Source organism: Streptomyces sp. NPDC079141 (genome assembly GCF_040686775.1).
GTDB lineage: Bacteria > Actinomycetota > Actinomycetes > Streptomycetales > Streptomycetaceae > Streptomyces.
Genome location: NZ_JBFBLP010000001.1, coordinates 691737 through 716349, shown reverse-complemented (window position 1 = coordinate 716349; position 24613 = coordinate 691737). Strand labels below are relative to the sequence as shown.

Below are 24613 nucleotides of genomic sequence, written 5' to 3'. Positions count from 1 at the left end.
CGACGGCCCGTTCCTGCTCAGTGAACACGGGACGGTACTTTTCGAAGCCGGGGAGTGCCTCGACTTCGGCGTGAGTCCAAGGCATGCCGTGCTCGATCTCGCCCGTGTGGATGTAGGAGGCGGTCAGCCAGGACAGGTACAGGCTCCTGTCGCGCGCGCGTGCCAGGCCCCCCGCACACGGCACTGACCGTGCGCACGCGGAATCCCCCAGTAGCTCAGCCACCTGATCCCCCACCGACCGGGGCTCCGGTGATGGCCTGCATCTCCTGCCCGATCATCTCCTGCAGCGGCACGCCGTCGCGGTTGTTGAGGATGACGCCGACCCAGCCGGTGTCAGGGTAGATGTCCCAGTTGGCGCTGACGCCGGGGTTGCCGCCGGCGCGCTGGTAGTTCCACTGGCCGTTGACGATGGAGACCGGAATCCCGTACGCCCCGAACGACGCCGGTCCGTGGGGGATCTTGGCGGCAGTGAGAACGTCGGCCCAGGGCCGGTCCAGCAGCGTTCCGTCGCCCAGCGCACGCGCGAACCGGACCAGATCCGGTGCGGTGGCGAAGCCACCGTCCCCGGGGGCATCGATGAAGGCGCGGCCCGGATTTTTGCCGAGGACGTTCGGGTCCGGGCTGCTCTTGTCCAGGTTGCGGACGGCGTCCACCACGCTGCCGTCGGCCAGTTCCATGTACGGGTGCGCGATGTGCTCGTCGGTGAGCCACTGCGGCCTGGTGCAGAACGCCGAGCCGGTCATGTTGCAGCGCCCGAAAATGTTCTCCTGCACGTAGTCCCAGTACGTCTTGCCGGTCACGGCCTCCACGATCAGCGCGGAAATGGTGACCTCCGCCTCCTGATGGGCGGAGTCAGCAGCGCCCGGGACGCCCACCAGCTTCGCCTGCCGAGCCCGCTGCTCGTAGTACTCGTGCACCTCATCCCGGCTCTGGAAGATGCGTTGCACGTCGTCATCCGGGCTGTCGAGCCCGGAGGTACCGGACAACACGTGGTGAATGGTCACCTGCTCGGCGATCTCCCTGGCGAAGCCCTTCAGATGGGTGCCCACCGTGTCCGACAGCTTTACCTTGCCCTGCTGCGCCAACTGCAAGACGGCCACCGCGCCGAACGGCTTGCCCGCCGAACTGAGGCTGAACGCGACGCCCTCGTGGTTGGCGATCCCCTTCTCCTTGTCCGCCATGCCGTAGCTGCGGGACAGCACCGTCCGGCCCCGGTGCGACAACAGCACCACGCCTGAGAACCTGCCCTCGGCGGCCAACTTCGCCACATACCGGTCGTAGGCTCCGCCAGGCCGGGTGTCCGGCGGGATCGGGTCGGTCGGGACCTGGTCGGCGTGGCCTGGCTGGGCACCCCCCAGCGACGCGCCTGCCACCACGCCGGCGGTCGCCAACCTGCCCCACCCGAGCAACCGCCGCCGGTTGACACCGCGTACGGAATCCGAGCCCATGATCACAGTCCTTTCCCGATGGACGGACCGACCGCTGATGCACGGTGGTCCATAACTCCACTGAAGACGGGGGACTGTTGCGGTGGCGTACGCGGTTTTCGATACGTCCGCGATACACGTTCCGGGAAGGGCACTGGTCGCCGTACCGAGGTCAGCGCGGCGCGAGCGACCCACCAAGGAGATCCGCGATCGCCGGGGCGACTGCGGGTCAGGAGCGCCTATCCGGTTGTAGGAACGATCGCTGCGCATGGAAGCTGTGGAGCACCCTCGCCGCAGACAAGGACGAGCCGGGGTCGTGGGACTCTTCTTGGGCCGGTCAGTCCCACCAGAACTCCCAGCAGTTCAGGTTGATGAGGTGCTCGGCGTAGGCGGCCAGGGTGGGGTGGGCGCCTTGCCAGATGGTGTCGGGGCAGAAAGCGAAGTGTTCGGCGGCAACGGCCAGGGCGTGGTCGAGATGCTTCGGGGGTGCTGCGACGCTGAGGTGGAGGGTGTCGAAGCCGACGCCGACGACGCGTACGCCGAAGCGTTCTTCCCAGTCGCCGACGACGGCAGCGAACTTGGCTGTGTCGTTGTCGTAGTTGGCGGGGCCTTCCCAGCCGACGGTGGCGAGGGCGTCGGCCCCGCGGGCTGCCGTGACAAGTCCCAGGCGTGCGTGCGGGTTCTGGGCCAGGAAGGTGTGAGCGTACTGCTCGGCCATCGCGGCTGGGTCGTCGCTGGGTGGCGGGGTGAGCGCAGGCCCGGGCCAGGTCCGCCCGAAGGGGGCGGTGATGGCGAGGCGTTCGCTCGCAGTGAGCACGTCGTCGTCCTCGTCGATGGCGGTGTGGTCCTGCCACCAGTGAGACAGGAGTGTCGACGGGCTGTGGGCCGCCGGCGAGGACATGCGCTCGGGATACAGTTCGCCGCAGGCCCAGGGGCGGAAGTCGCTGTCGCGCGGGTCCAGGGGTGTGAGCAGGAGCGGCCAGAGGCCGGAGGTGTCGTGCTGGGCGCGAAGCCGGGACCACAGTTCGGCGGGGGCCGGGCTGTCGCTCAGCCAGAGAGGCTGTACATCGCCGTCGCCCTCGTCGGAGGTGATCAGTCCGCCGGGCGGAAGGGCGATGTCCTGGGGAAAGTGAGGTTCAACGTTCACGGGTCGGATGCTAGGGCGGGGGTCTGACAGTGAGGATGTAGTCGGCATCGCGCGGGCGCCTGACTCCCGGTCTGACTGACGTCTCGGCTGTCTGTCTGTTGAAGTGTCGGCCCTTGAGGGATGCCGACGCGGAGCTCGCTCCCCTCGTGAGACGAGCCGCTCCCAGCCTCGTCGCTCAGCCCGAAGTGGTGACGGAGACGGCCGGCCAGCTGCTGATCACCGCCGGAGACAACCCCGACCGGCTCAGATCCGAAGCGTCCTTCGCGCATCTGTGCGCCGCACCCCCCCAGCGGGTTCTCGGCCGAGCCGAGGAGCCGGCCGAACTCCCCTTCCTCGGCGTCCTGATTGAACGGCGGGAACTCGTACAGGTCCAGGACCATCTCGTGCAGTACGACCCAGCCAAGACGGCCGACCAGTTTGACGATCTAGATCTAAACGAGCTTCAACGGCGTCGGAGCTCCCACGCATCGCTTTCCAGCCAGCCGAAACCCCGAACTGATGGGCGAGTGGCCGGTGTTCGGACATAGGTTGGGTCCTGAGTGATTGATTCACATCTTGGTTGAAGGACGGACCTGATTCATGACCGACCCCGTGACGACGCCTGAACCGGCTCAGCATCAGAACATCGACACGTCGGTGCCGCACTCGGCCCGCATCTGGAACTACTGGCTCGGCGGGAAGGACAACTACCCCGTCGACGAGGCGGCCGGCGACGCCTACACCGCCGTCTTCCCCGGCATCGTCACCATCGCCCGCAGCAGCCGTGCCTTCCTGCGGCGCAACATCGCGCATCTGGTCGGCGAGGCGGGTATACGGCAGTTCCTGGACATCGGCACCGGTCTTCCGACCGCGCAGAACACGCACGAGGTCGCGCAGGGGATCGCTCCCGAGGCGCGGATCGTCTACGTCGACAACGATCCGATGGTCCTGGCGCACGCCCGTGCCCTGCTCTACTCCACGCAGGAGGGCGCGACCGCCTACATCGACGCCAACGTGACGGACCCGGACCGTATTCTCGCCGTCGCCGCCGAGACGCTGGACTTCGGCCGCCCCACCGCGCTCATTCTCAGCAACATCCTGGGGCACGTCGCCGACTACGATCAGGCCCGCTCCATCGTCACCCGGCTGATGGGCGCACTGCCGTCGGGCAGTTACCTCTCCATCAACGACGGGTCGCGCGGTATCGACCCGGTCTTCGAGCGGGCCCAGGACGCCTACAACAGCAGCGGAGCCGTCCCGTACAACCTGCGCAGCGTCGACGAGATCACCCGGTTCTTCGACGGCCTGGAACTCGTCGAGCCCGGCGTCGTCTCGGTCACGCAGTGGCGTCCGGAGTCCGGTTCGGAAACCCCGGAGGTGGTCGCCGAGCACGGCGGGCTCGCCCGGAAGCCGTAGCACGACGATGCGCCTGAGCCGCCCCCCGCCGACCAGGCTGCGGCGGGCGGCTCGGGCGCCGGGTCAGCGCCCGTGGTGGTGCATCACGTGCTTCGTGCGCGAGAAGTCGTCCAGCGCGATCAACATCCACCACTCGTTCCTGCCGAGATTCAAGGGCGCCAAGCCCTACCACCCAGGCGCACGAACGCGGCGTCACGCTCGTCGGAGCGACGGCCCACTACGTCACCGCCGACCTGGACGAAGGACCGATCATCGCCCCGGAGGTCATCGGCGTCGACCACAGCCACACCCCCGAGGACCTGGCCGCCATCGGCCGCGACGCGGAGTCGGCGGCCCTGGCCCGAGCGGTCCGTTGGCACTGCGAGGGACGGGTGTTCGTCCAGGGCCGGCGCGCGGTGGTGCTCCGCTGAGGTCAGGACAGCAAGCCCTCCCAAAAGGCGAGGTTGTGCTCCTCGGTGAAGTCCCGGCTCGCCTTGGAGCAGGCGGCCGGCGCGGCGCCGCCGGCCGGGGAGGTGTCGCAGGCCGAGAGTGACATCAACTCGCCGGTGGACGCACGGTACTTGGGCCAGTTCGGCGCACCGGGGCCGTTCGGGTCGCCGAATGCGGCGAACCGGTCCCAGTAGGTGATCATCTGGCGGGACAGTTCCAGCTGGTCGTCGTCGTAGGGGAGGGTCTGGCCGAGGTAGTCCCAGAGGTAGCCGAGGTCGTCGACGTGGATCGCGCCGCCGAAGGGGAAGTTGCGGGCGGCCTCGTTCTGTTGCTGGATGCGGTGGATGGACGTGAAGTGCGGGGTGTCGCTGTCGGCGAACTCGTACGCGTACGTGGTCACCCACTGCGAGAGCGTCGCCATCAGCTGCTGACGGGTGTACGACGTGGAGCCGTTCTGGGCGTCGGTCCAGGCCTCGCCCGGCGTCCGGTAGGCGCTGAGGGGGTATTCGGCGAGCACCTGGTCGGCGTTTGTGCCGTAGGCCGAGCGGACGGCGGTCTCGTACTGGGCGGCCGTCATCGGCGTGCCGAGGTAGTCGTAGTTCTGGAAGGTGGACAGGCCGCGCTCGCTGTTGGTCTGGCCCAGCATCACCGGGACCCGGTTGAAGTCACCGGTGCGGACGGCGGTCGCCGGGTTGACCGGGAAGGCGCGGCCGCCGAGGGAGAGGGAGACGCCCGCGTTCTTCTGGGCGGCGAGCAGTTCGGCGGCCGGTTTGGCGCGCAGACAGGCGAGGGTGTCGGAGGCGGCCTGGCAGCCCACGGCCTTGACGAAGGCGGTGCTCTGCGCCTGGCCGGAGGCCGCGGACTGCAGGTTGCAGCCGCCGCTCATGATGACCGCGCGGGCGAACAGGCCCTTGGCGGTGGGGGAGGCGAGGTGGTCGCAGACCGAACCGGCGCCGGCGGACTGCCCCGCGATGGTCACGTTCTTGGGGTCGCCGCCGAAGCGGGCGATGTTGGACTGCACCCAGCGCAGGGCGGCCTGCTGGTCGAGGAGTCCGTAGTTGCCGGGGCCGTTCTCGCTCTCGGCTTGCAGCTGGGGGAGGTTGAGGGTGCCGAGCACGCCGAGGCGGTAGTTGACGGTGACGACGACGGAGTCGGTCTGCGTGAGGAACTTGCGCGGGTTGGTGTCTTGGCCCGCGCCGCCGGTGAAGCCGCCGCCGTGGATCCACACCAGCACCGGCGCCTTGGCCGTGGCGGAGTCGGGGACGTAGACGTTGAGGTCGAGGCAGTCCTCGGTGGTGATGGTCTGCTCGTAGCCGGGGTCCCAGCCGGTGTTCTGCGCGCACCGGTCGCCGAAGGCGGTGGCGTCGCGGACTCCGGACCACTTCTCGACCGGTCGGGGAGCCTTCCAGCGGCCCGCGCCGGAGGCGTCGGCCGCGTAGGGAAGTCCGAGCCAGGCGGCGTAGCCCGGCCGGTGGGTGCCACGGACCTTGCCGTCCGTGGTCTGTACGACGTCGGAGGCGGGGCGGGATCCGGCTGATGGGGACGACTGGGCCCGGGCGACGAGCGGAGTCAGCCCGAAGGTAAGAAGACAGAGGGCGATGAGGCTTCGGTTCACGGCATGTCTGAGCACACGGACCTCCAGCGGAAGGGTGGGGGTGGCTGTGCCGACTGTGAACGTAACCGCGCGCAATATTGTCAGCAATATGCGCGACGCAGATTTCTTCATCCCTTGAAGTCGTCCCGGAGCCTGCCGACTCATGGATGACCTGCGCGGATGTGTGCGGTTCAGGATCTGAAAATCGCCGGTGCGGCCGGGCCGGATGCCGTTTGAAGTGTTGACCGCGGGCTCTCCCGCCTCCACACTCGGTCCGCAACCGCCCGACTCCCGAGCCGGCGTGGCCCGGTGCCAGGCTCGTTCGTGTCAGGGGGCGTCGGGCGGTGTGCCGACCAGGTGCGCCGCAGGGGAGGTGCGCGAAGCCGCGGAACCGGCCCATGGCCCCGGCGGGCCGCAGGCCGGGGCTCCGATCACGTGATGACGCGTTCGACCTGCGAGGCCTCGGCCGCGTCCGCCTCGGCCGCCGGTACGGGCCGCCGGCCGCGCACGGTCGAGATCACGGCCAGCAGGGCCATGCCCAGGCACGCGAGCAGAATCACCGCCGACGGCGCCTTCAGCATGGACAGGGCGGAGCCGGTCAGCAGCACCACCAGGGCCCAGCGCACGGCGGAACCGGTGATCCGGGTGGAGATCAGCGCGCCCAGGACGACACCGGGTATCGCGCCGATCAGGAGCGTCGCCGCGAGGCCGAGGTCGGCGTCACCGACCAGCAGGTGACCCAGGGCCGCGGCGGCCACCATGGGGATGGCCTGCACCAGGTCGGTGCCGACCAGATGGTTGGCCTTGAGACGCGGGTGGGCCAGCATCAGCATGACGATGATCAGGGAGCCGGAGCCGACCGACGTCATCCCGACGATGACTCCGCCCACCAGGCCGATCAGCAGGGTCGCCCCGGGGCGTACGGGGACATGGGCGTCCTCGGTGACCGTGGCGGCGCGGCGGCGGTCGAGCCAGATACGGCTGAGCATGCCCGCGACGGCCAGCAGGAGCGCGGCGCCGACGACGTACTTCACGCGCTGCTGGAGGTCGTCGCCGTCGCCGAGCGCCTGGAGCAGGAACACGCCGCCGAACGCTGCCGGGACGGCGGTCGGCAGCAGCCACCGCACGATGTCCCAGCGCACGGTGCCGGCCCGCTGGTGCACCAGCGCGCCGAAGGGCTTCATGAACACCGAGGCGGCCAGGTCGCTGCCGATGGCCGCGGTGGGGTTCACCCCGAACACCATGACCATGATCGGGGTCATGAGAGCCCCGCCGCCCATGCCGGTGAGCCCTACGGCGAAGCCCACGAGGGCTCCCGCGACGATGATCGGGCCGTCGAATTCCATGAGTGAACCCTAAACAGTTTTCCTATGGGAAACGTATGGAATCTGTCACGTTCCCGGGGGTCATCGAGGACGGCCGCCGACGTTCGCGGGAACCACCGACCCGCCCAGCGCACTCTGTGTGTGAGAGTCGGCCCTGTTGAGCCGCGTACGTAGGGGGTTGTTGTGAGCCAGGTGCTCTATGGCGAGCGGTCGTGGAACCCGCTGGCGCGAACCGTCGAACTGACCGAGGACGGGCTGCGCAGGGGCGGCAGGGTCACGCCGTTGAACGAGCTGAATCTCGCGGCCATGGCCGAGGCGTTCCAGCGCGGGTACTGGCTCGGCGGCGGCGGGGCGGAGCGCCCGCTGGAGCGGCTGGCGGACGGGCCCGGGGCCGTGCCCGTGACCCGGGTCACCGGCACCACCAAGCCGGTGAAGGCACGGCGGGCCCAGGAGTTCGCCCGCATGCTGGGGGAGTTGGCGGTACGGCACTGCGGCGGGCCGGAACAGGTGGCCGCCCTGGGCGCGAGGGCCCGGGCCGAGGGCGTACCGCTGTGGATCGCGCGCCGGTTCGCGCCGGGACCCGCCGGACCGATCGCCGTGGCCGTGGACCGGCATCTGGTGCGGGTGGACGTGTGGGGGCCGCACGCTCCGGTCGTCCGGATCCGGGCGCCGTTCGGCTTCCACCGCGAGGCCTCCGATCCCTCCCAGGGGCTGCGGCTGACCGTCGGCGACGTGTCGGCGGAGCTCAGCCTCAAGCGGAAGAAGCGCAAGTCCAAGAGGCGGGTGGAGGTTCGGCTGCCCGGGCAGCACTGGGTGTTGCAGCGGGAGAGCGCCAAGACCTCGCGGCTGCTGCGCGACGAACGCCCTGTCGCCCTGCTGACGCGTCCGCGCGGCCGGCAGGTGCCCGAGGCGGGCTCCGTCCTGCTGCCGCTGACCCCCGTGCAGTACGAGAGCACCGATCCGCTGGACGCCGTCATGGCCCAGGCCTTCGCGGTCGCCTTCGGGCTCGGGGACACGACCGGAGCGGCACGGTTCCGGGCGGAGCGGCGCCGGTTCAACACCGGAGAGCCGGTCGCCGTCGACGAGTGGTGGGACCGCGCCTGGTTCAGCAACCTCGGCATCGGACGCGACGACAACGAACCCGGCGGATCCGACGGCTGGGGCGCGGACGGCGGTGACGGCGGCGACTCCGGCGGGGGTGACGGCGGAGGCGGCGACGGTGGGGGTGGCGGCGACGGCGGTGGGGGTGGCGGCGGCGACTAGGCCGGTGCTGCTCCGGCGGGCCCCGGCCGCGCGCCGAGCGCCACGGACGACCGGCCGGCCCACCGGTCAGAGGCTGGACAGCAGGCCGTCGAGTGGGGCCGGGACGCGGTCGGGGGCGAGGGCCTCGACCAGGACACGGCCGTAGTGGATCTTGCGTCCCTTCTTGGTTCCGAAGAAGCGCCTGAACTGCTGCTGCGGGGCGCGGCCCTGCTGTGCGGGCTGGCGCAGGAAGGTCCGCAGGGCACGCTGGTCGCCTTCCTCCCGGACGAGTTCCTCCACCCGCGTCAGGCCCAACGCGCGGATGAGCTCGTCCTCCAGGTCCGCCGCGCAGACGAAGAAGCCCTGCTGTGCCGCACCGGACCGTTCGAAGCCGCGGGCGTAGTAGGGGCGCTCCGCCTCGTCGCACAGCCCCGTGAGGCGCAGGCCCAGGCCCGGTGCACCGAGAAGCCGGGCGTAGCGGCCGACGCTCATCGCACCGCCGATCGACAGGACACAGACCCCCTCGGCCGCCAGATCCCGGCCGCGGCGCTCCGCCAGCGCGTCGACCGCCGCGACGTCGCTCAGCCCTTCGAGCAGGACGGCAGTGCGCACGGACAGCCGCGCGGCCAGTTCGTGCGCGGGAGCCTCGGGGCCGCCGGCCGCCCACGCGGTGACCGCCTTGCGGAACTCCCCCATGTCAGTCATGAGGGGAGTCTCAGCCAGTTCCTCGCGCAGCGCGAGGGAATTTCCACGCGCCGGCAGGTGTGCGACCGGGTCCGACGCGCGCGGGCCTCAGCAGGGAGTCACCTCAGGGGCGACAGGCGGCAGCCCCCACGGTTCCAGCGCTCCGGCGCAGTACTCGGCGAGGAACTGCACGGCGCCGCCCTCGTAGTGCCACCAGCCGCCGTTGCGGGACGCGACGGTGACGAGCCACTGCTGGGGCCGGTCGCCGGTGGTGGTCCAGAGGAACTTGTCGCCCTCGTTGGACTCGGCCCAGGGCAGCAGACCGCCCGGTGCCGGATGCGGACGCAGGCCGATGGACATGTCCGCCTGCCACCACTCCTGGACGACGCCTTCGAGGTCGTGGCGTATGCCGCGCAGCCAGTCGTGCTCCTGGCCCGGCTCGGGAAGGCCGACGAGGAGGAAGTCGTCGAGGGCGAACGTGGGATACCACTGCGCGAGTTGCTTGTAGTCGGCGGGCAGCGCGGTGCCGAGGCCGTCTTCGAGCACGGCCCAGTCGACAACGGCGGGGGCTGATCGGCGGTGCCCGGACAGTCCCGGAACGGCCCGTTCCAGAGCCGCGATCGCCTCGTCCGGCTCGGTGATGCGACGCGGTGGTGTCTGGGTGCCGATCAGATCGTCAGTCATGGCAGCAAGCGTGCCAGAGGGGTCCGACATCGGCGTGGGCCGCTCCTCGGGTCGCCCCCAGCACCCTTCAGCAGCACGGGACTTCGCGGATCGCGGGCCCACGAGCACGCCCCCTTTCGCATACTGGCTCCCATGGCCACCTACGACACGCTCGGCACGACGTACGCCCGGACACGACGGCCCGACCCGCGGATCGCGGCGCAGATCCACGCCGCGCTCGGGGACGTCAAGGACGTGGTCAACGTCGGGGCGGGCACCGGTTCGTACGAACCGCCGCATACGGTCCTCGCCGTCGAACCCAGCCGGGTCATGATCACCCAGCGTCCGCCGGGAGCGGCACCGGCCGTGCGGGCCACCGCCGAACACCTCCCGCTGCGCGACGACGCCGCCGATGCCGTCATGGCCCTGCTGACCGTCCACCACTGGACCGACCTGGCGGCCGGCATCGGCGAACTGCGCCGGATCGCCCGCCGCCGCATCGTCGTCCTGACCTGGGACCAGCACGTCTTCCGCGAGCGGTTCTGGCTCGTACGCGACTACCTGCCGCAGGCAGCCGCCTTCGACGACACCCGCGCCATCCCCACCGACCGGCTGCTCGAACTGCTCGGCGGCGGACGCCAGGAGCCGGTCCTCATCCCCCACGACTGCGTCGACGGCTTCGGTGCCGCGTACTGGCGCCGACCGCACGCCTACCTCGACCCGCAGGTGCGCGCGGGGATCTCCATGCTGGCTCAGACCGGCGACGACGTCCTTGAGCCGGGGCTGACCCGGCTCGCCGCCGACCTGACGGCCGGAGCCTGGCACACCCGCCACGCCGACCTGCTGACGCTCGATGCCATCGATGTGGGTTACCGGCTGCTCGTCACCGACCTCTGATGAAGATCTCCGACCACCCCAAGCGCGCCGGCTACGAACCCGTCGACCCCCTGTTCCGGCTCGCCGAGCAGACCGGAGTCGTCCTCCTCAACGGCGGCGGCTTCGACGGCCCCGAATGGTCGGTCCGGGTCTCGCTGGCCAACCTCGACTACCTCAAGATCGGCCACCATCTGCGCGAGATCTTCAACGACTACGCGGCCGAATGGCAGGCCTCCACCTCCTGAACCGGTCAGGAATCGAGAAGCGCCGGGCCGCGGCGCGCGCCTAGCGTGAGGGCCATGGACCTCACGATCAGCGCGAGCTTCCTGCCGTACGACGACCCGGACGCCTCCCTGGCCTTCTACCGCGACCTCCTCGGTTTCGAGGTCCGTGAGGACGCCGGACAGGGCGAGCAGCGCCGGATCACGGTAGGCCCCGCCGGGCGGCCCGGCACCTGTGTGGTGCTGCGGCCGCCCGCCGCCGGTCCCGGACTCACCGACGCCGAGCGCCGCACCATCGCCGAACTGATGGACAAGGGCGTCTACGCGGGGATCGTCCTGGTCACCCCCGACCTCGACGCCGCCTTCGCCCGGTTGGAGGCGCGCGACGCCGACGTGGTCCAGGAGCCGATCGAGCGGCCCTGCGGGGTGCGCGACTGCGCCTTCCGCGATCCCGCCGGCAATCTCGTCCGGATCCAGGAGCTGCGGTGAGCCGCCCGCGTAGGCTCGACACCGGTCGGATCGAGCCAGGCCACGGACCCGGGGACCCCGGACGCCGCGCCCGACGGATGGAGACACGAGAGACGATGAGCAAGGCCACGAGGACGGACGCGCAGCACATCGCGGACAGCCACGACCTGATCCGCGTGCACGGCGCACGCGAGAACAACCTCAAGGACATCAGCGTCGAGATCCCCAAGCGCCGGCTGACCGTGTTCACCGGTGTCTCCGGCTCGGGCAAGAGCTCGCTGGTCTTCGACACGATCGCTGCCGAGTCGCAGCGGCTGATCAACGAGACCTACAGCGCCTTCGTGCAGGGCTTCATGCCCACGCTGGCCCGCCCCGAGGTCGATGTCCTCTCCGGGCTGACCAGCGCGATCACCGTCGACCAGCAGCGGATGGGATCCGACCCGCGCTCCACCGTCGGCACCGCCACCGACGCCAACGCGATGCTGCGCATCCTGTTCAGCCGGCTCGCCGAGCCGCACATCGGCCCGCCCAGCGCCTACTCCTTCAACGTCGCCTCCGTCTCCGCCAGCGGCGGGCTCACCGTCGACCGCGGCGCCGAGAAGACCAAGACCGAGAAGGTCACCTTCAACCGCACCGGCGGCATGTGCACCCACTGCGAGGGCCGCGGCACGGTCACCGACATCGACCTCACCCAGCTCTACGACGACTCCAAGTCTCTCAACGAGGACCCGTTCACCATCCCCACCTACACCGGGGACGGCTGGGTGGTGCGGGTCATCAGGGAGTCGGGCTTCTTCGACCCGGACAAGCCGATCCGCCGCTACACCAAGAAGGAGCGGCACGACTTCCTGTACCGCGAGCCCACCAAGGTGAAGATCAACGGCATCAACCTCACCTACGAGGGCCTGATCCCCAAGCTCCAGAAGTCGATGCTCTCCAAGGACCCCGAGTCGATGCAGCCCCACATCCGGGCCTTCGTGGAGCGGGCCGTCGCCTTCACCGTCTGCCCCGAGTGCGAGGGCACCCGGCTCAGCGAGGGCGCCCGCTCCTCCAGGATCGGGAAGGTCTCCATCGCCGACGCCTGCGCGATGGAGATCAGGGACCTGGCCGAGTGGGTCCGCGGCATCAAGGACCGGTCGGTGGCGCCGCTGCTCAAGGCGCTCCAGCACACCCTCGACTCGTTCGTGGAGATCGGCCTGGGCTACCTCTCCCTCGACCGGCCCTCGGGCACCCTGTCGGGCGGCGAGGCGCAGCGCGTGAAGATGATCCGCCATCTCGGCTCCTCGCTCACCGACGTCACCTACGTCTTCGACGAGCCGACCATCGGCCTGCACCCGCACGACATCCAGCGGATGAACGACCTGCTGCTGCGGCTGCGCGACAAGGGCAACACGGTCCTCGTCGTGGAGCACAAGCCGGAGACCATCGCGATCGCCGACCACGTCGTCGACCTCGGCCCCGGCGCCGGCACCGCGGGCGGCACCGTCTGCTTCGAGGGCACCGTCGAGGCGCTGCGGGCCAGCGACACCATCACCGGCCGCCACCTCGACGACCGCGCCTCGGTGAAGGAGTCCGTGCGCACGGCCACCGGCAAGCTCGCGATCCGCGGCGCCACGGCGAACAACCTCCAGGGCGTCGACGTCGACATCCCGCTCGGCGTGCTCACCGTCGTCACGGGCGTCGCCGGCTCCGGCAAGAGCTCGCTGGTGCACGGGTCGATCCCGGCCGAGGAGGGGGTCGTCTCGGTCGACCAGACCCCGATCCGCGGCTCCAGGCGCAGCAACCCGGCGACGTACACCGGACTGCTCGACCCGATCCGCAAGGCGTTCGCCAAGGCCAACGGCGTCAAGCCCGCGCTGTTCAGCGCCAACTCCGAGGGCGCCTGCCCCACTTGCAACGGCGCCGGCGTCATCTACACCGACCTGGCGATGATGGCGGGCGTCGCCACCCCCTGCGAGGACTGCGAGGGCAAGCGGTTCCAGCCCTCGGTGCTGGAGTACCGGCTCGGCGGCCGGGACATCAGCGAGGTCCTCGCGATGCCGGTGACCGAGGCCGAGGAGTTCTTCCGTGACGGCGAGGCCCGTACGCCGGCCGCGCACAAGATCCTCGACCGGCTCGCCGACGTCGGTCTCGGCTACCTCACCCTCGGCCAGCCGCTCACCACGCTCTCCGGAGGCGAACGGCAGCGGCTCAAGCTGGCCACGCACATGGGCGACAAGGGCGGCGTCTACGTCCTCGACGAGCCGACGACGGGTCTGCACCTCGCCGACGTCGAGCAACTCCTGGGCCTGCTCGCCCGGTTGGTCGACTCCGGCAAGTCGGTCATCGTCATCGAGCACCACCAGGCGGTCATGGCCCACGCCGACTGGATCATCGACCTCGGCCCCGGCGCCGGCCATGACGGCGGCCGGGTCGTCTTCGAGGGCACCCCGTCCCACCTGGTCACCACCCGCTCCACCCTGACGGGCGAACACCTCGCGGAGTACGTCGGCGCCTGAGCCGTTCTCTCTCTCCCAGCTCCGGCCGTCCGGAGCTGGGAGGTTATCCTGCCCCGGCAGAACAAGGGGGGCGGGAATGAACGGACTTGCGAACGACGTGGGCCCGGCCCGGCTGGAGCAGCACCGGACCGAACTGACCGGCTACTGCTACCGGATGCTGGGATCGGTGTTCGAGGCGGAAGACGCCGTCCAGGAGACCATGATCCGTGCCTGGCGCGGCCTGGACCGTTTCGAGGAACGGTCGTCGCTGCGCTCCTGGATCTACCGCATCGCCACCAACGTCTGCCTCGACGCGCTCGCCGCCGGCAAGCGCCGGGCCCGCCCGATGGACCTCTCCGGCCCGACCAGCGGCGCCACTTCACCCGGAGCCCCGCTGGATGCCGCCCTCTGGATCGAACCGTTTCCGGCCGGTCCGGCCCGCACGGGGGACAACCCCGCGGAGGCGGCGGAGGTCGGTGAATCGGTGCATCTGGCGTTCATCGCCGCGCTGCAGCACCTGCCGTCCAAGCAGCGGGCGACGCTGCTGCTGCGGGACGTCATGGGCTTCTCGGCGCGCGAAGTGGCGGACCTGCACGGTTGCTCCGTCGCCTCGGCCAACAGCGCGCTTCAGCGCGCCCGCGCCACCCTGGCCGCACGGCGCGCAGCGGGCGACGACACGGCCGTACGGCCGCCCAGTGCCGTCCAGGAGGCCCTGGCGCAGCGGTACGCGGCTGCCTTCTCCCGCTTCGACATGGAGCAACTGAGCATGCTGCTCCATGTGGACGCGACCCTGTCCCTGCCGCCGTACGCCCTGTGGATGCAAGGCGTCTCGGCCATCGAGACCTGGCTGACCGGACCGGCCGTGGGCTGCCGCGGCTCACGCCTGCTGCCCACCTTCGCCAACGGCTCCCCGGCGTTCGGCCAGTACCGGCCCAGCCCGGACGGCGCGGGATTCGAGCCCTGGGCGCTCCAGGTCATCGACATCTCCGGGGACCGCATCACCGACATCCATGTCTTCCGCGACACGCGGCGGCTGTTCCCGCTGTTCGAACTGCCCGACCGCATCAGCGCGTAAGCGCGAGACCGACTACTCCGACAGCATCGGCACCCAGTGACTCGTCACCCGGTGCAGCCGCTTGCGGTGGGCGGCGATCCAGTCGTCCGGCGGGACGACCGGCACCCGCACGGTGACCATGGACCCCGGCTCGTCCTCGACGACCACCTCTGGACAGTCGCGTTCACCAGTGAGCTGGACGGAGAGGGTCGGCCCCCGGTCGCTCTCCATCCACGCGACGTCCTCGCCGGAGTCGAGCCGGTCGAGCGCGCCCGCCCAGCTGTCCAACTTCCGGGCGGAGAGCGCCAGATGGATACGGCCGGAGGTGAACGGCGTCCGGACTACGATCTCGGCGTCGAGCCCGGCGCTCCAGCGGGGACTGCGGCCGAGGACGGTGACGGCGACGCTGTTCCCCTCGTCGTCCGCGAGGCGGATGAGCTCGCGCGGGACGATGTCGCCCGTGAGCCTTCGGGACGGCAGCGCGCGCTCGCCGTCCTCCTCGACCCGGTACAGGTGGCTCTGCGCCGTGCGGGTGACCGTCTCCGTCAGGCGGCCGTCGGTGAACAGGGCGCCGACGCCGTCCTCCAGCGCCCAGCCGGCGGGCAGCGCGCCGGATGCCACGGCGGCTCGGTAGGCGGGGCGGCGGCCCGGTTCGCTGTCGTAGTGCGGGCAGACCGAGCCGGACAGCAGCCCCAAGCCGTCCGGCAGGGACGTCAGCGGTCCGAAGGAGTCGGTCAGTGAGCCTTCGGCCCAGCAGTTGGCGCCGGCGCTGATGCCGCACAGCAGCGTGCCGCGGTCGTAGGCCTCGCGCAGCAGCCGGTCCACACCGTGTGTGCGCCACACCGCCAGCAGGTTCGCGGTGTTGCCGCCCCCGACGTACACGACATCCTGGGCGAGCAGGAAGGTGCGCAGCGCGGCGTCGTCGAGTTCCCTGCGGAACAGCGGCAGGACGGCGGGCTCGCACGCGCGTGACCGGAACGCGGCGAGGAACTGCTCGATGTACGCGGGGGCGTCGCCACTGGCGGTGGGGACGAAGCACACCTTGGGCCGGGGAGTGCGGGCGTGACCGAGCACCCAGTCGTCCAGCAGGCCGTCGTCGTCGGTGGAGAAACCGCCCCCGAGCAGGGCCAGACGGGGTTCGGGAAGGACGGCCACTGATCCTGCTCCTCGGTGCTGGGGTCCATGAGCTCGGGGCGTGGGCGAGACTCTACCGGCCCCGGCCGGCTGTCCCTAAGTCCCGTCCGTGCCGTACAGCTTCGCCGACGCGTCCACATGGGCCAGGCGGCGCAGGGCGCTGAACACGGCCTCGCCCAGGACGGTTCCGACGACCACGCCCTCCACCATGTCCTCGACCGCCACGCGCCGGTCCACATAGGCGAGGTCGGCGGCGGCGACGCGTTCGGCGGCGTCGGCGTAGTCGTCCAGGACCTCGGCGAACGTTCCGTGGCCCAACCGGGCCATGGCGGCAAGGGCCTTGGCGAGGTCGGCCGCGGCGGGGTTCGACTCGGCGGTGCGCCAGCCGCGCCGGGAGATCAGCTCCGCCACGACCGTCTCGGCGGCTTCGGACTCGGCGTCGTCGTGCTCGACGCCCATACCCCCGAGGCGGTCTGCGGCGGCGCCGAGCACCTGGTGCAGCGGACGGTCCCGGTCGTCGATCGCCGCCAGGACGGCCGCGATCTCGACCACCTTCATGCCGCCGACGTCGAGCAGGGCGCGGATCAGCTGCAGCCTGCGCTCGTGCGCCTCGCCGTAGCTCGCCTGGTTCGGGCTGGACAACTCGCCCGGGGGGAGCAGCCCTTCACGGACGTAGTACTTGATCGTCGGCACCGGAACGCCGGTCCTTCGGCTCAACTCTCCGACGCGCACTGCCGGTTCACCCCTTCACCCTTGCCCGCCGACCCTGGAGGGCCCTTGCGGGCCCGGCTCCCATCATAGATAGTGGCGCTATCGGATAGCGGATAGTACTGCTATCCACTTCTTGGGGGTGGCTGTGTCTTCCTTGTTTTCCTTACGTATGCGTCCGCCGTCGTGGCACGGACCGCTGGTCCTGTTCGCGGCGGCGATGGCGGTGATGGCGGGCGTCTGCGCGGTGGGGCTCGTCGTCGACGACCGGGTCCTGGCGGGCGCGCCGATCTGGTCCAAACCCTTCAAGTTCGCGGTCTCGTTCGTGCCGTACTGCCTCTCGCTGGCCTGGATGCTGTCGCTCCTGCCGAGCGGGCGGCGCGTGGGCTGGTGGGCGGGGACGGTCGTCACCCTGGCCTGCCTCGTCGAGATGGCGATCATCACCGGTCAGGTGGTGCGCGGAAAGCGCAGCCACTTCAACTACGAAACGCCCTTCGACGAGGCGCTGTACGACGCCATGGCCGTCACGGTCGTCGTCCTGTGGCTCGGCACCCTCGTCATCGCCGTACTGCTGCTCCGCGCCCGGATCGCCGACCGCGCCACCGCCTGGGCCATGCGCTCCGGCGTCGTCCTGGCCCTGTCCGGCGCCGCCGTCGGCTTCCTGATGACCCAGCCCGCTCCCGGACAGCGACGCGGCGTCTCCAAGGTGGTCGGCGCACACAGCGTGGGCGTGCCGGACGGCGGTCCTTCGATGCCGCTGACCGGCTGGTCGACGACCGGCGGCGATCTGCGGATCCCGCACTTTGTGGGCATGCACGCCCTGCAACTCCTGCCGTTGGTCGTCGCGTTGCTGACCGCCCTCGCGCCTCGCTGTGCCCGTCTCGGCGACGGGAGGGTGCGGTTGCGGCTGGTGCTGGTCGCCTCGGCGGGGTACGCCGCCGTCTTCGCGCTGCTGCTGCGGCAGGCGCTGCGGGGGCAGCCGTTGATCCGTCCCGACGGTGAGACGTCGGGGCTCGCCGGGCTGATCCTGGCGGCCGTCGCACTCGGCGTGTACGGGGCCCTGCGGACCCGAACCGGCAGCTCGCACAAGGAAAGTGACACCCTCTCAGTGAAGGAGCTCGTCTCGTGACCGGATTCCTCTTCGAGTTCACGTTCTGGCTGGCCGCACCGGTCTGGCTGCTCATGATCTTCGCGCCGGGGTGGGGGCCGACGTCCCGCATCGCCGCGTCACCGTGGACGGTGGTGCCCGTGCTCCTCGTCTATCTCGGCTTTGCCGTCCCGGTGTTCCCCGAGTTGTGGGCGGCGGTCAGCAGCCCGGACATCGACACCTTCCGCGACCTGACGGCCCTGGCGGACGGCGCGGGAGCGGTCTGGGCGCAGATCATCGCCTGGGACCTGCTGATCGGGCAGTGGATGTACCGGGAGAGCCGGCGTCTTGGGATGTCCCCGCTGGTGATGGGACCGATGCTGGTCCTCACGATCCTGCTGTCACCGTTCGCGCTGCTGCTGTTCCTCGGGCTGCGCGAGGCGGCACGGGCACGGCGCACGCCCCGCGACGACCTGGCGTCCGCGGCGGCGACCGGACCCCTGCGGGCCTCGTAGCGCGTCGCCGACGTGGTTCACGGCGCCGTGGTCAGGACCGGGACGCGGCAGAATGCTGCCTTGTGAAGATCACCGCGCAGGAACTCAACCGGGCCACGCTCAGCCGCCAACTGCTCCTGGCCCGGGAGCCGTTGGCCCTCCCGGACGGGGTGCGGCGCGTGGTGGCCCTCCAGGCGCAGCATCCGGCCTCACCGTATCTCGCGCTCTGGAACCGGCTCACCGACTTCGAACCGGCCGGGCTGGACGCCGCGTTCACCGGGCGGTCCGTGGTCAAGGCGACTCTGATGCGGATCACTCTGCATGCCGTGCACGCCGAGGACTACCAGGTCTTCCGGACGGCGATGCAGCCGACGCTGTACGGCTCCCGCCTCGGCTATCGCTTCGCCGCCGCGGGCCTGACACCCGCCGACGCCGAGCAGCTGGTGCCGGAGCTGCTGGCCTTCGCGGAACGGCCACGCAGCTCGGCCGAGATGCAGGCGTGGGTCGAGGAGCGGCTGGGCGCCGAGCGGAAGGACGGGGCGTGGTGGGGGCTGAAGGCGTATACGCCACTGCACCACGTTCCTACCGACGCGCCGTGGTCGTTCGGCGTCCGGTCGTCCTTCGTCGCGGCCGGCACCGGCCCCGTGCCCACCGGACGGGCGGTCGAGCCGGAGGCGTTGCGGACCCTGATCCTGCGCTATCTGTCGGGGTTCGGGCCCGCGACGGTCGCGGACGTGGCGCAGTTCGCCATGGTGCAGCGGGCGCCCGTTCGCGCGGCCCTGCGCGACCTGGACGGCGTGGTCGAACAGCTCCAAGGTCCGGACGACGTAACGCTGTTCGACCTTCCGGGCGCCTCCCGGCCGCCCGCGGACACCCCCGCTCCGCCCCGACTCATGGCCATGTGGGACAGCATCCTGCTGGCCTACGCCGACCGCAGCAGGGTGATCCCTGAGGTCTACCGGCCCTTGGTCATCCGGAACAACGGCGACGTGCTGCCCACCCTTCTGGTCGACGGCCAGGTCGCCGGCGTGTGGCGGCCGGTGGACGGCGGCATCGAGGCCACCGCCTTCCACCCCCTGTCACCCGCCACCTGGGACGGACTCGCCGCGGAGGCCCAGGCCCTGACGGCGCTCCTCGCCGACCGCGAGCCGGCGGTCTACAGCCGTTACGGCCATTGGTGGGCGAAGCTGAAGCTCCCCGACGCCGAGGTCCGGCTGCTGCCCGCCTAAGCGCTCCGCTCGAAGTGCGGCGCTGTGCCGTCGGTCGGCCGCGGCGCCGTCGTGGCTGGTCGCGCCCGCGCGGCGGAGCCGCATGTCGATACAGCCCCGCGCCCCTTCGGGGCGCTACCGATCTCGCGGCGTCGGCCCGCAGCAGCTCGCGGCCTATCCGATGGCCTCCGCCAGCCTCCCCACGACCGCCAGGTCCGGCGCCGCCCGCATGGACGCGACAGCCTGCCTGCTCCCGAACTCGCGCTGTGCCTCCGTCACGGTCGGATCGACCGCGCACTCGGCCTGGACATGGATGAAGTTCAGCTCCGTCGCGAAGAGCATCGAGAACGACTGAGGGCCCGTGACCTCGCCAGGGCCACCGGCGCTCCGGTACGCGCGTGCCGTGCGCCGGGCGGCGTCGACGTCGCCGCGGTTGCGGCCGGCCCATACGTACGCGGCCCGTGCGAGCTCCCGTTCCGCCGAAATGGGTCCGGCGTTGTCCCAGTCGAGGAGGACCGGTCCGTCGGGGCCGACGAGGACGTTCTGGGGTTGCAGATCGAGATGCGAGGTCACCAGGTCCGAGGGGTCGGTCGGGGTCACCCAGCGCGCCAGCTCGGCCGCGGACGTGTCGATGAACCGGCCCAGTTCGTCCGCCCACTCCAGACCGGCCCGGCGCACCTTCTTGTGCACGTCCCGCCAGTCGTCGTCCTGCGGGCACCGCTCGTACCAGGCGTTCGGCGGCTCGCTCGCGCCCGCGCCGGCCAGGTGCAGCAGCGCCATGGTCCGGCCGATCCAGCCCAGGATCTCCGGGTCGGAGGCATCCGCCTCGGCACCGTCGACCCAGTCGTACAGCTTGACGTCGGACCCGCCCGAGGAGAGGGCGACATGAGAGGCGTACGCGCCGTGCCGGTCGGGGAGCAGACGCGGTGCCGCGATGCCCAGGTCCGCCGTGGCACGCCGTAACTCGGCCTCCCGGCGCACCTGTTCCTCGTCGCAGCCGAAGAGAAGCTCCTTCACGGCCCATGCGGTGCCGTTCCCGGAGAGCTTCCAGATCTGGCCCAGAGCGCCACGGGTGACGGGGGTGATCGTCCATGGTCCGGGGCCGAGGCCGTAGGTCTCGGCGAGGATGTCGGCTCTGTCGTGCATGGGACACCTCTCTGATCTCATACCAGGGTTCGGTTTGCGCAGAGATCACCGTAGGCGGCCCCGCACACTCTTGCCCCAGCTCCGCCCACACGCTTCACTTGCTCCACCTCCCACAGGAGAACTCCCGACCCACCCGTAGAAGGGGCAGTTCTTTTGTCAGCAATACGTGCCACCGCCGTCACCGCGGCGGCCTGTGCGGCCGTGCTCACCACCGCGCTGCCGTCCTCGGCCATCAACTCCTACAACGCGACGCCCGCTCCCGAACGCACCGAGGTCGGCGCGCTCGTCGCGACCTGGGACAACGATGGTGACCCCGCGACCCCGGACCGGGTCGACTGGGTCTGCTCCGGCACCATGATCGACGCCGACACCTTCCTGACGGCCGCGCACTGCACCACCGACTGGCCGGACAACGTGAAGTTCTACGTGTCGCTCGACCAGGACGTGCAGTCCGGGCTCGACGCCGCCGCCAAGAAGTACCCGGGCGACCCGGCCGCCCAGGCGAACGCCGTCGCCGTCCAGGGCACCGCCCACAGCCACCCCGGCTACCCCGGGCCGGCGTCCGACACGCACGACATCTCGGTGATCGAACTGCCCGCCGCGAAGGTCAAGTCCCGCTGGACCTTCACCCCGGCCACCCTGCCCACCGCCAACCAGCTCGGCGCCCTCGGCCCGCAGGGGCTGAACTCGACCGACTGGTTCGTCGCCGGCTACGGCACCCAGGAAGCCGTCAACGGCCCCGGCGGCCAGACCCACCCCGGCGGCGGCGTCCGGATGAAGGCGCCCGTCACCTTCGACGCCCTCAACAACTCCTGGGTCCGCCTGGCGATGACCGCGCCCCAGGGCAACGGCGGTGCCTGCTACGGCGATTCGGGCGGCCCTAACTTCGCGGTGATCGGCGGCAAGAACGTCCTGGCCGCCACCACGATCACCGGCGACACCCCGTGCTACGCCACCAACGTGGTGTACCGCCTGGACACCCCGGGCGCGCGTGCGTTCCTGTCCCCGTTCGTGAAGCTGCCGTAGGACCGGACGGTCAACTCGCCTCCGCCGGGCGCGCCTTGCGCAGCTCCAGCATGGCGACCAGGCGCTGCGCCGGGTCGTCGAGGTCGATGCCGGACAGGGCCACCGCCCGGCGGATGCGGTAGCGCAGGGTGTTGGGATGGATGTGGAGGCGTTGGGCGACGGTACGCACGTCGCCGAACGCGTCCAGATAGCCCAGCAGCGACTCGCACAACTGGCCGCCGTACTTGCGGTCGTGGCGGATGAGGACGTCCAGTGCGGGATCACGGATCTCGGGGCGGCTGCGCAGCAGGTCGAGGATCTCGCCGAGGACGACGGCGGCGCGCGCGTCCGCGTACGTCGCCACCTCGCGCCCGGGGTCGTCCGCCACGACGCCGAGGATGCGGTCGGCCTCGGCGCGCGCCGCGGGCACGTCCGCCAGGCGCGGCACGGGCGTCGCCACCGCCGCCTGCACCGGCGTACGCATGTGCCGGCGCAGGGTGCCCACCAGCTCCGCGGTCCAGGCGGCGAGCCCGGGGTCGGGCGCGCCGCCGTTCGCCGTACGGGCCCCGCCCTCCGCCGCCGGAGCCGCGTCCGGGACCACCACGTACAGCCGCCCGTCCAGGCGCGCGGCGACCGCGGTGCGCCGGTGGGCGGCGGCGTGCAGGGAGACCATCTCGGCCGCGCGGATGCGGCGCAGCTCCGCCTCCGGGCCGCCGTCCCATACTGACGCTGACCCTGGTCGCCGTCGTGGTGCTCGCAGTCTCCACGTTCCTGGTCGCCCGCTGGTCGGACCGGATCGGCCGCCGCAGGTTCATCATCGGCGGCGCCGCCTTCGGTGTGGTGTGGGGCGCGGTCCTCTTCCCGCTGCTGGACACCAAGAACAGCGTCCTCATCGCCGTGGCCCTCAGCGGCGCCCTGCTCTGCATGGGCATCATCTACGGCCCGGCCGGCGCCTACATGCCCGAGCTGTTCAGCACCCGGCTGCGCTGCTCCGGCGCCGGCTTCTCCTACAACCTCGGCGGTGTGCTCGGCGGTGCCGCGGCCCCGCTGATCGTCACCGCCCTCGCCGAGAGCTACAGCCCCTCGGTCGGCGGCTGGTTCATGAGCGCCATGGCGTTGCTGTCCCTGGTCTGCATCCTGGCGCTGCCCCAGACGAAGGAATGCGACCTGGACCGGGTCTGACGGCACTTACGCTGCCGCCATGAGCACAGCAGCACAGGCGGTGGCACGACTCACCGGACAGGCGGTGCACGCGGAGCGCCGCCTGTCCGGCACGCTCGCCGAGGTCACCCTCGACGACGGACGGGTGGTGATCGTCAAGCGCGGCGACGGCGGCCCCGGCGCGGCACGGGCCGAGGCGGCGGGCCTGCGCTGGCTGGCCGCCGCCGGCACGGTCCGGGTGCCCGCCGTGCACGGATACGACGAGGACTGGCTGGTGACCGAACGGGTCCTGCCCGGCAGGCCGAGTCCCGCCGCGGCGGAGCGTTTCGGCCGCGACCTGGCCGCCCTGCACGCCGCCGGAGCACCGGCGTTCGGCGCCCCGCCGCCCGACGGCCCGCGGGACGCGTACATCGGCCTCGCCCCGATGCGCAACGACCCTGGCTCCGACTGGCCGCACTGGTACGCCGAGCACCGGGTGCTGCCGTATCTGCGCCGGGCGGTCGACGACGGCACCGTCAGTGCCGCCGAGGCCGGGGTGGTCGAGCGGGTCTGCGCACGCCTGCCCGAGCTGGCGGGCCCCGCCGAACCGCCCGCCCGGCTGCACGGCGACCTGTGGAACGGCAACGTCCTGTGGGGCGCCGACGACCGGGCCTGGCTGATCGACCCGGCCGCGCACGGCGGTCACCGCGAGACCGACCTGGCGATGCTCCACCTCTTCGGCTGCCCCCACCTGGACCGGGTGCTGGAGGGCTACCGGCGGACGGCACCGCTCGCCGCCGACTGGCAGGACCGCGTCGGCCTCCACCAGCTCTTCCCGCTCCTGGTCCACGCGGTCCTGTTCGGCCGCGGCTACGCCGAACAGGCCCTCGGGGCGGCCCGTTCGGCGCTGACCCGCTGACTCAGCCCGCCAGCACCTTCAGGACCTGCTCGGCGGTGTCCTTGCTGGACTGGGGGTTCTGGCCGGTGACCAGGTTGCCGTCCCGCACCACCTTGCTGCTCCAGGCGGCCCCGGTGTCGATGACCGCGCCGCGCTCGCGCAGCCGGCTCTCGACGAAGTACGGCGTGTTCTCGCCCAGTCCGCCCTGACGCTCTTCCTCGTCGGTGAACGAGGTGAGGGCGCGGCCGGCGAAGGTGAAGGAGCCGTCGGCCTTCGTGGCGCTCAGCAGCGCGGCCACACCGTGGCACAGTGCGGCAACCGTCTTGCCCTGCGCGTCGGCCTCGTTGAGGACGCGGCCGAGGTCGGCGTCCTCGGCGAGGTCGGCCATCGGGGCGTGGCCGCCCGGGAGGTAGATCGCGTCGTAGTCGTCGGCGCGCACGTCGGCCAGCGCCAGCGGGGCGTCCAGCCGCTCCGCGAGGGAGTCGAGGTAGGCGCGGAACCGCTCTGCGTCGTCCGCGCTGACGCCGCCGCGCTCGTCGAGGCTGAGCGCGTCCACGGTCGGCCGGACACCGCCCGGGGTCGCGAGGTCCACCTCGGCACCGGCGGCCGTCAGCACCTGGTGGGAGGCGGCGACCTCCTCGGCCCAGTAGCCGGTGGGGTGGGTGGACCCGTCCGCGAGCCGCATGCTGTCCGCGCCGGAGATCACCATCAGAATCTTCGCCATTGTCCTGTCCGCTCTCTTGTCACTTGTTGGTCGGTCGGTACGTCGGGGACAACGGCAGAATCCATCA

General features: G+C 71.2%; 23 protein-coding genes and 4 pseudogenes. 15 read left to right on the top strand and 12 right to left on the bottom strand.

Features of this window, described 5'->3' with window-relative positions; genetic code table 11:
- Nucleotides 1–215: 215 nt before the first annotated feature.
- A complete protein-coding gene (locus AB0Q90_RS03295; protein WP_363158723.1) occupies nt 216–1391 on the bottom strand; it encodes a serine hydrolase domain-containing protein in 1176 nt (391 codons plus the stop codon).
- Nucleotides 1392–1764: 373 nt separating this feature from the next.
- Nucleotides 1765–2574 carry a DUF4253 domain-containing protein gene (locus AB0Q90_RS03290; protein ID WP_363158722.1) on the bottom strand — a complete coding sequence of 270 codons (810 nt, stop codon included), beginning with the start codon at nt 2572–2574 and terminating at the stop codon, nt 1765–1767.
- Nucleotides 2575–2732: 158 nt separating this feature from the next.
- Between AB0Q90_RS03290 and AB0Q90_RS03285 the strand changes: the two are divergent.
- From AB0Q90_RS03285 to AB0Q90_RS03275, 3 genes and pseudogenes are all read left to right on the top strand, one after another.
- A pseudogene (locus tag AB0Q90_RS03285) lies at nt 2733–2849 on the top strand (IS110 family transposase); the annotation flags it as partial.
- 304 nt (nt 2850–3153) lie between these two features.
- Nucleotides 3154–3969, top strand: a complete 816-nt coding sequence (locus AB0Q90_RS03280) for an SAM-dependent methyltransferase (protein WP_363158721.1) — start codon at nt 3154–3156, stop codon at nt 3967–3969.
- Nucleotides 3970–4087: 118 nt separating this feature from the next.
- Nucleotides 4088–4379: pseudogene (locus tag AB0Q90_RS03275) on the top strand (formyltransferase family protein); the annotation flags it as partial.
- Between the two features lie 2 nt (nt 4380–4381).
- Here AB0Q90_RS03275 and AB0Q90_RS03270 read toward each other — a convergent pair.
- Nucleotides 4382–6013, bottom strand: a complete 1632-nt coding sequence (locus AB0Q90_RS03270; protein WP_363158720.1) for a carboxylesterase family protein — start codon at nt 6011–6013, stop codon at nt 4382–4384.
- 410 nt (nt 6014–6423) lie between these two features.
- Nucleotides 6424–7338, bottom strand: coding sequence for a sulfite exporter TauE/SafE family protein (locus AB0Q90_RS03265; protein WP_363158719.1), 915 nt, complete (start codon nt 7336–7338; stop codon nt 6424–6426).
- Between the two features lie 162 nt (nt 7339–7500).
- On the opposite strand from AB0Q90_RS03265, the gene AB0Q90_RS03260 reads away from it, so the two are divergent.
- Nucleotides 7501–8580: a hypothetical protein gene (locus AB0Q90_RS03260; RefSeq protein ID WP_363158718.1), complete on the top strand. Its 1080-nt coding sequence runs from the start codon at nt 7501–7503 to the stop codon at nt 8578–8580.
- 66 nt (nt 8581–8646) lie between these two features.
- Here the strand turns inward: AB0Q90_RS03260 and AB0Q90_RS03255 are convergent, their stop codons facing one another.
- Together AB0Q90_RS03255 and AB0Q90_RS03250 are read right to left on the bottom strand one after the other, a co-directional pair.
- Entirely contained in the window at nt 8647–9264 is a 618-nt protein-coding gene (locus AB0Q90_RS03255; RefSeq protein WP_363158717.1) for a TOPRIM nucleotidyl transferase/hydrolase domain-containing protein, read from the bottom strand.
- An 87-nt stretch (nt 9265–9351) separates the two neighbouring features.
- Nucleotides 9352–9927, bottom strand: a complete 576-nt coding sequence (locus AB0Q90_RS03250) for an SMI1/KNR4 family protein (protein WP_363158716.1) — start codon at nt 9925–9927, stop codon at nt 9352–9354.
- Nucleotides 9928–10059: 132 nt separating this feature from the next.
- Here AB0Q90_RS03250 and AB0Q90_RS03245 point away from each other — a divergent pair, with 132 nt between their 5' ends.
- The 5 genes and pseudogenes from AB0Q90_RS03245 to AB0Q90_RS03225 all read left to right on the top strand — a co-directional run bounded on the left by AB0Q90_RS03245 (nt 10060) and on the right by AB0Q90_RS03225 (nt 15023).
- Nucleotides 10060–10803: a methyltransferase domain-containing protein gene (locus AB0Q90_RS03245; RefSeq protein WP_363158715.1), complete on the top strand. Its 744-nt coding sequence runs from the start codon at nt 10060–10062 to the stop codon at nt 10801–10803.
- Between the two features lie 32 nt (nt 10804–10835).
- Nucleotides 10836–11027 (top strand): annotated as a pseudogene (locus tag AB0Q90_RS03240) (aspartate 4-decarboxylase); the annotation flags it as partial.
- A gap of 54 nt (nt 11028–11081) precedes the next feature.
- Entirely contained in the window at nt 11082–11492 is a 411-nt protein-coding gene (locus tag AB0Q90_RS03235; protein ID WP_363158714.1) for a VOC family protein, read from the top strand.
- A 95-nt stretch (nt 11493–11587) separates the two neighbouring features.
- A complete protein-coding gene (locus AB0Q90_RS03230) occupies nt 11588–13969 on the top strand; it encodes an excinuclease ABC subunit UvrA (protein ID WP_363158713.1) in 2382 nt (793 codons plus the stop codon).
- A gap of 76 nt (nt 13970–14045) precedes the next feature.
- Nucleotides 14046–15023 (top strand): sigma-70 family RNA polymerase sigma factor, encoded by a 978-nt coding sequence (locus AB0Q90_RS03225; RefSeq protein WP_363158712.1) that lies wholly within the window; start codon nt 14046–14048, stop codon nt 15021–15023.
- Nucleotides 15024–15035: 12 nt separating this feature from the next.
- On the opposite strand, the gene AB0Q90_RS03220 is transcribed toward AB0Q90_RS03225, so the two are convergent.
- The 3 genes and pseudogenes from AB0Q90_RS03220 to AB0Q90_RS03210 all read right to left on the bottom strand — a co-directional run bounded on the left by AB0Q90_RS03220 (nt 15036) and on the right by AB0Q90_RS03210 (nt 16868).
- Nucleotides 15036–15437: a DUF5959 family protein gene (locus AB0Q90_RS03220; protein ID WP_363159081.1), complete on the bottom strand. Its 402-nt coding sequence runs from the start codon at nt 15435–15437 to the stop codon at nt 15036–15038.
- A gap of 63 nt (nt 15438–15500) precedes the next feature.
- Nucleotides 15501–16157: pseudogene (locus AB0Q90_RS03215) on the bottom strand (peptidase E); the annotation flags it as partial.
- 75 nt (nt 16158–16232) lie between these two features.
- Nucleotides 16233–16868: a MerR family transcriptional regulator gene (locus AB0Q90_RS03210; RefSeq protein WP_363158711.1), complete on the bottom strand. Its 636-nt coding sequence runs from the start codon at nt 16866–16868 to the stop codon at nt 16233–16235.
- 196 nt (nt 16869–17064) lie between these two features.
- Between AB0Q90_RS03210 and AB0Q90_RS03205 the strand changes: the two genes are divergently transcribed.
- The 3 genes from AB0Q90_RS03205 (at nt 17065) to AB0Q90_RS03195 (ending at nt 19654) form a co-directional block, all read left to right on the top strand.
- Complete coding sequence (locus tag AB0Q90_RS03205; RefSeq protein ID WP_363159080.1) at nt 17065–17973, top strand: hypothetical protein; 909 nt, start codon at nt 17065–17067, stop codon at nt 17971–17973.
- A complete protein-coding gene (locus AB0Q90_RS03200) occupies nt 17970–18446 on the top strand; it encodes an ABA4-like family protein (protein ID WP_363158710.1) in 477 nt (158 codons plus the stop codon). The genes AB0Q90_RS03205 and AB0Q90_RS03200 overlap by 4 nt, the downstream gene beginning before the upstream one ends.
- Before the next feature lie 62 nt (nt 18447–18508).
- The gene (locus AB0Q90_RS03195) at nt 18509–19654 is read left to right on the top strand and encodes a winged helix DNA-binding domain-containing protein (protein WP_363158709.1); all 1146 of its coding nucleotides are present in this window, start codon (nt 18509–18511) and stop codon (nt 19652–19654) included.
- A gap of 153 nt (nt 19655–19807) precedes the next feature.
- Here the strand turns inward: AB0Q90_RS03195 and AB0Q90_RS03190 are convergent, their stop codons facing one another.
- Nucleotides 19808–20779, bottom strand: a complete 972-nt coding sequence (locus tag AB0Q90_RS03190) for a phosphotransferase (RefSeq protein ID WP_363158708.1) — start codon at nt 20777–20779, stop codon at nt 19808–19810.
- Between the two features lie 153 nt (nt 20780–20932).
- Between AB0Q90_RS03190 and AB0Q90_RS03185 the strand changes: the two genes are divergently transcribed.
- Nucleotides 20933–21805 carry a trypsin-like serine protease gene (locus AB0Q90_RS03185; protein ID WP_363158707.1) on the top strand — a complete coding sequence of 291 codons (873 nt, stop codon included), beginning with the start codon at nt 20933–20935 and terminating at the stop codon, nt 21803–21805.
- 10 nt (nt 21806–21815) lie between these two features.
- Here the strand turns inward: AB0Q90_RS03185 and AB0Q90_RS03180 are convergent, their stop codons facing one another.
- Nucleotides 21816–22457 carry a helix-turn-helix domain-containing protein gene (locus tag AB0Q90_RS03180; protein WP_363158706.1) on the bottom strand — a complete coding sequence of 214 codons (642 nt, stop codon included), beginning with the start codon at nt 22455–22457 and terminating at the stop codon, nt 21816–21818.
- Nucleotides 22458–22504: 47 nt separating this feature from the next.
- Here AB0Q90_RS03180 and AB0Q90_RS03175 point away from each other — a divergent pair, with 47 nt between their 5' ends.
- The gene (locus tag AB0Q90_RS03175; protein ID WP_363159079.1) at nt 22505–22966 is read left to right on the top strand and encodes an MFS transporter; all 462 of its coding nucleotides are present in this window, start codon (nt 22505–22507) and stop codon (nt 22964–22966) included.
- 19 nt (nt 22967–22985) lie between these two features.
- On the top strand, nt 22986–23843 hold the full coding sequence (locus AB0Q90_RS03170) for a fructosamine kinase family protein (RefSeq protein WP_363158705.1): 858 nt from the start codon (nt 22986–22988) through the stop codon (nt 23841–23843).
- Between the two features lies 1 nt (nt 23844).
- Here AB0Q90_RS03170 and AB0Q90_RS03165 read toward each other — a convergent pair whose 3' ends face one another.
- On the bottom strand, nt 23845–24546 hold the full coding sequence (locus tag AB0Q90_RS03165) for a type 1 glutamine amidotransferase domain-containing protein (protein ID WP_363158704.1): 702 nt from the start codon (nt 24544–24546) through the stop codon (nt 23845–23847).
- Nucleotides 24547–24613: the final 67 nt, after the last annotated feature.

What these genes read in the sequence shown, in the direction of transcription:
- AB0Q90_RS03250 (WP_363158716.1), bottom strand. Translation starts at nt 9,927, where the DNA reads ATGACTGACGATCTGATCGGCACCCAGACACCACCGCGTCGCATCACC.
- AB0Q90_RS03245 (WP_363158715.1), top strand. Translation starts at nt 10,060, where the DNA reads ATGGCCACCTACGACACGCTCGGCACGACGTACGCCCGGACACGACGG.
- AB0Q90_RS03165 (WP_363158704.1), bottom strand. Translation starts at nt 24,546, where the DNA reads ATGGCGAAGATTCTGATGGTGATCTCCGGCGCGGACAGCATGCGGCTC.
- AB0Q90_RS03280 (WP_363158721.1), top strand. Translation starts at nt 3,154, where the DNA reads ATGACCGACCCCGTGACGACGCCTGAACCGGCTCAGCATCAGAACATC.
- AB0Q90_RS03170 (WP_363158705.1), top strand. Translation starts at nt 22,986, where the DNA reads ATGAGCACAGCAGCACAGGCGGTGGCACGACTCACCGGACAGGCGGTG.
- AB0Q90_RS03230 (WP_363158713.1), top strand. Translation starts at nt 11,588, where the DNA reads ATGAGCAAGGCCACGAGGACGGACGCGCAGCACATCGCGGACAGCCAC.
- AB0Q90_RS03265 (WP_363158719.1), bottom strand. Translation starts at nt 7,338, where the DNA reads ATGGAATTCGACGGCCCGATCATCGTCGCGGGAGCCCTCGTGGGCTTC.
- AB0Q90_RS03205 (WP_363159080.1), top strand. Translation starts at nt 17,065, where the DNA reads ATGGCGGTGATGGCGGGCGTCTGCGCGGTGGGGCTCGTCGTCGACGAC.
- AB0Q90_RS03180 (WP_363158706.1), bottom strand. Translation starts at nt 22,457, where the DNA reads ATGGTCTCCCTGCACGCCGCCGCCCACCGGCGCACCGCGGTCGCCGCG.
- AB0Q90_RS03190 (WP_363158708.1), bottom strand. Translation starts at nt 20,779, where the DNA reads ATGCACGACAGAGCCGACATCCTCGCCGAGACCTACGGCCTCGGCCCC.
- AB0Q90_RS03235 (WP_363158714.1), top strand. Translation starts at nt 11,082, where the DNA reads ATGGACCTCACGATCAGCGCGAGCTTCCTGCCGTACGACGACCCGGAC.
- AB0Q90_RS03225 (WP_363158712.1), top strand. Translation starts at nt 14,046, where the DNA reads ATGAACGGACTTGCGAACGACGTGGGCCCGGCCCGGCTGGAGCAGCAC.
- AB0Q90_RS03255 (WP_363158717.1), bottom strand. Translation starts at nt 9,264, where the DNA reads ATGACTGACATGGGGGAGTTCCGCAAGGCGGTCACCGCGTGGGCGGCC.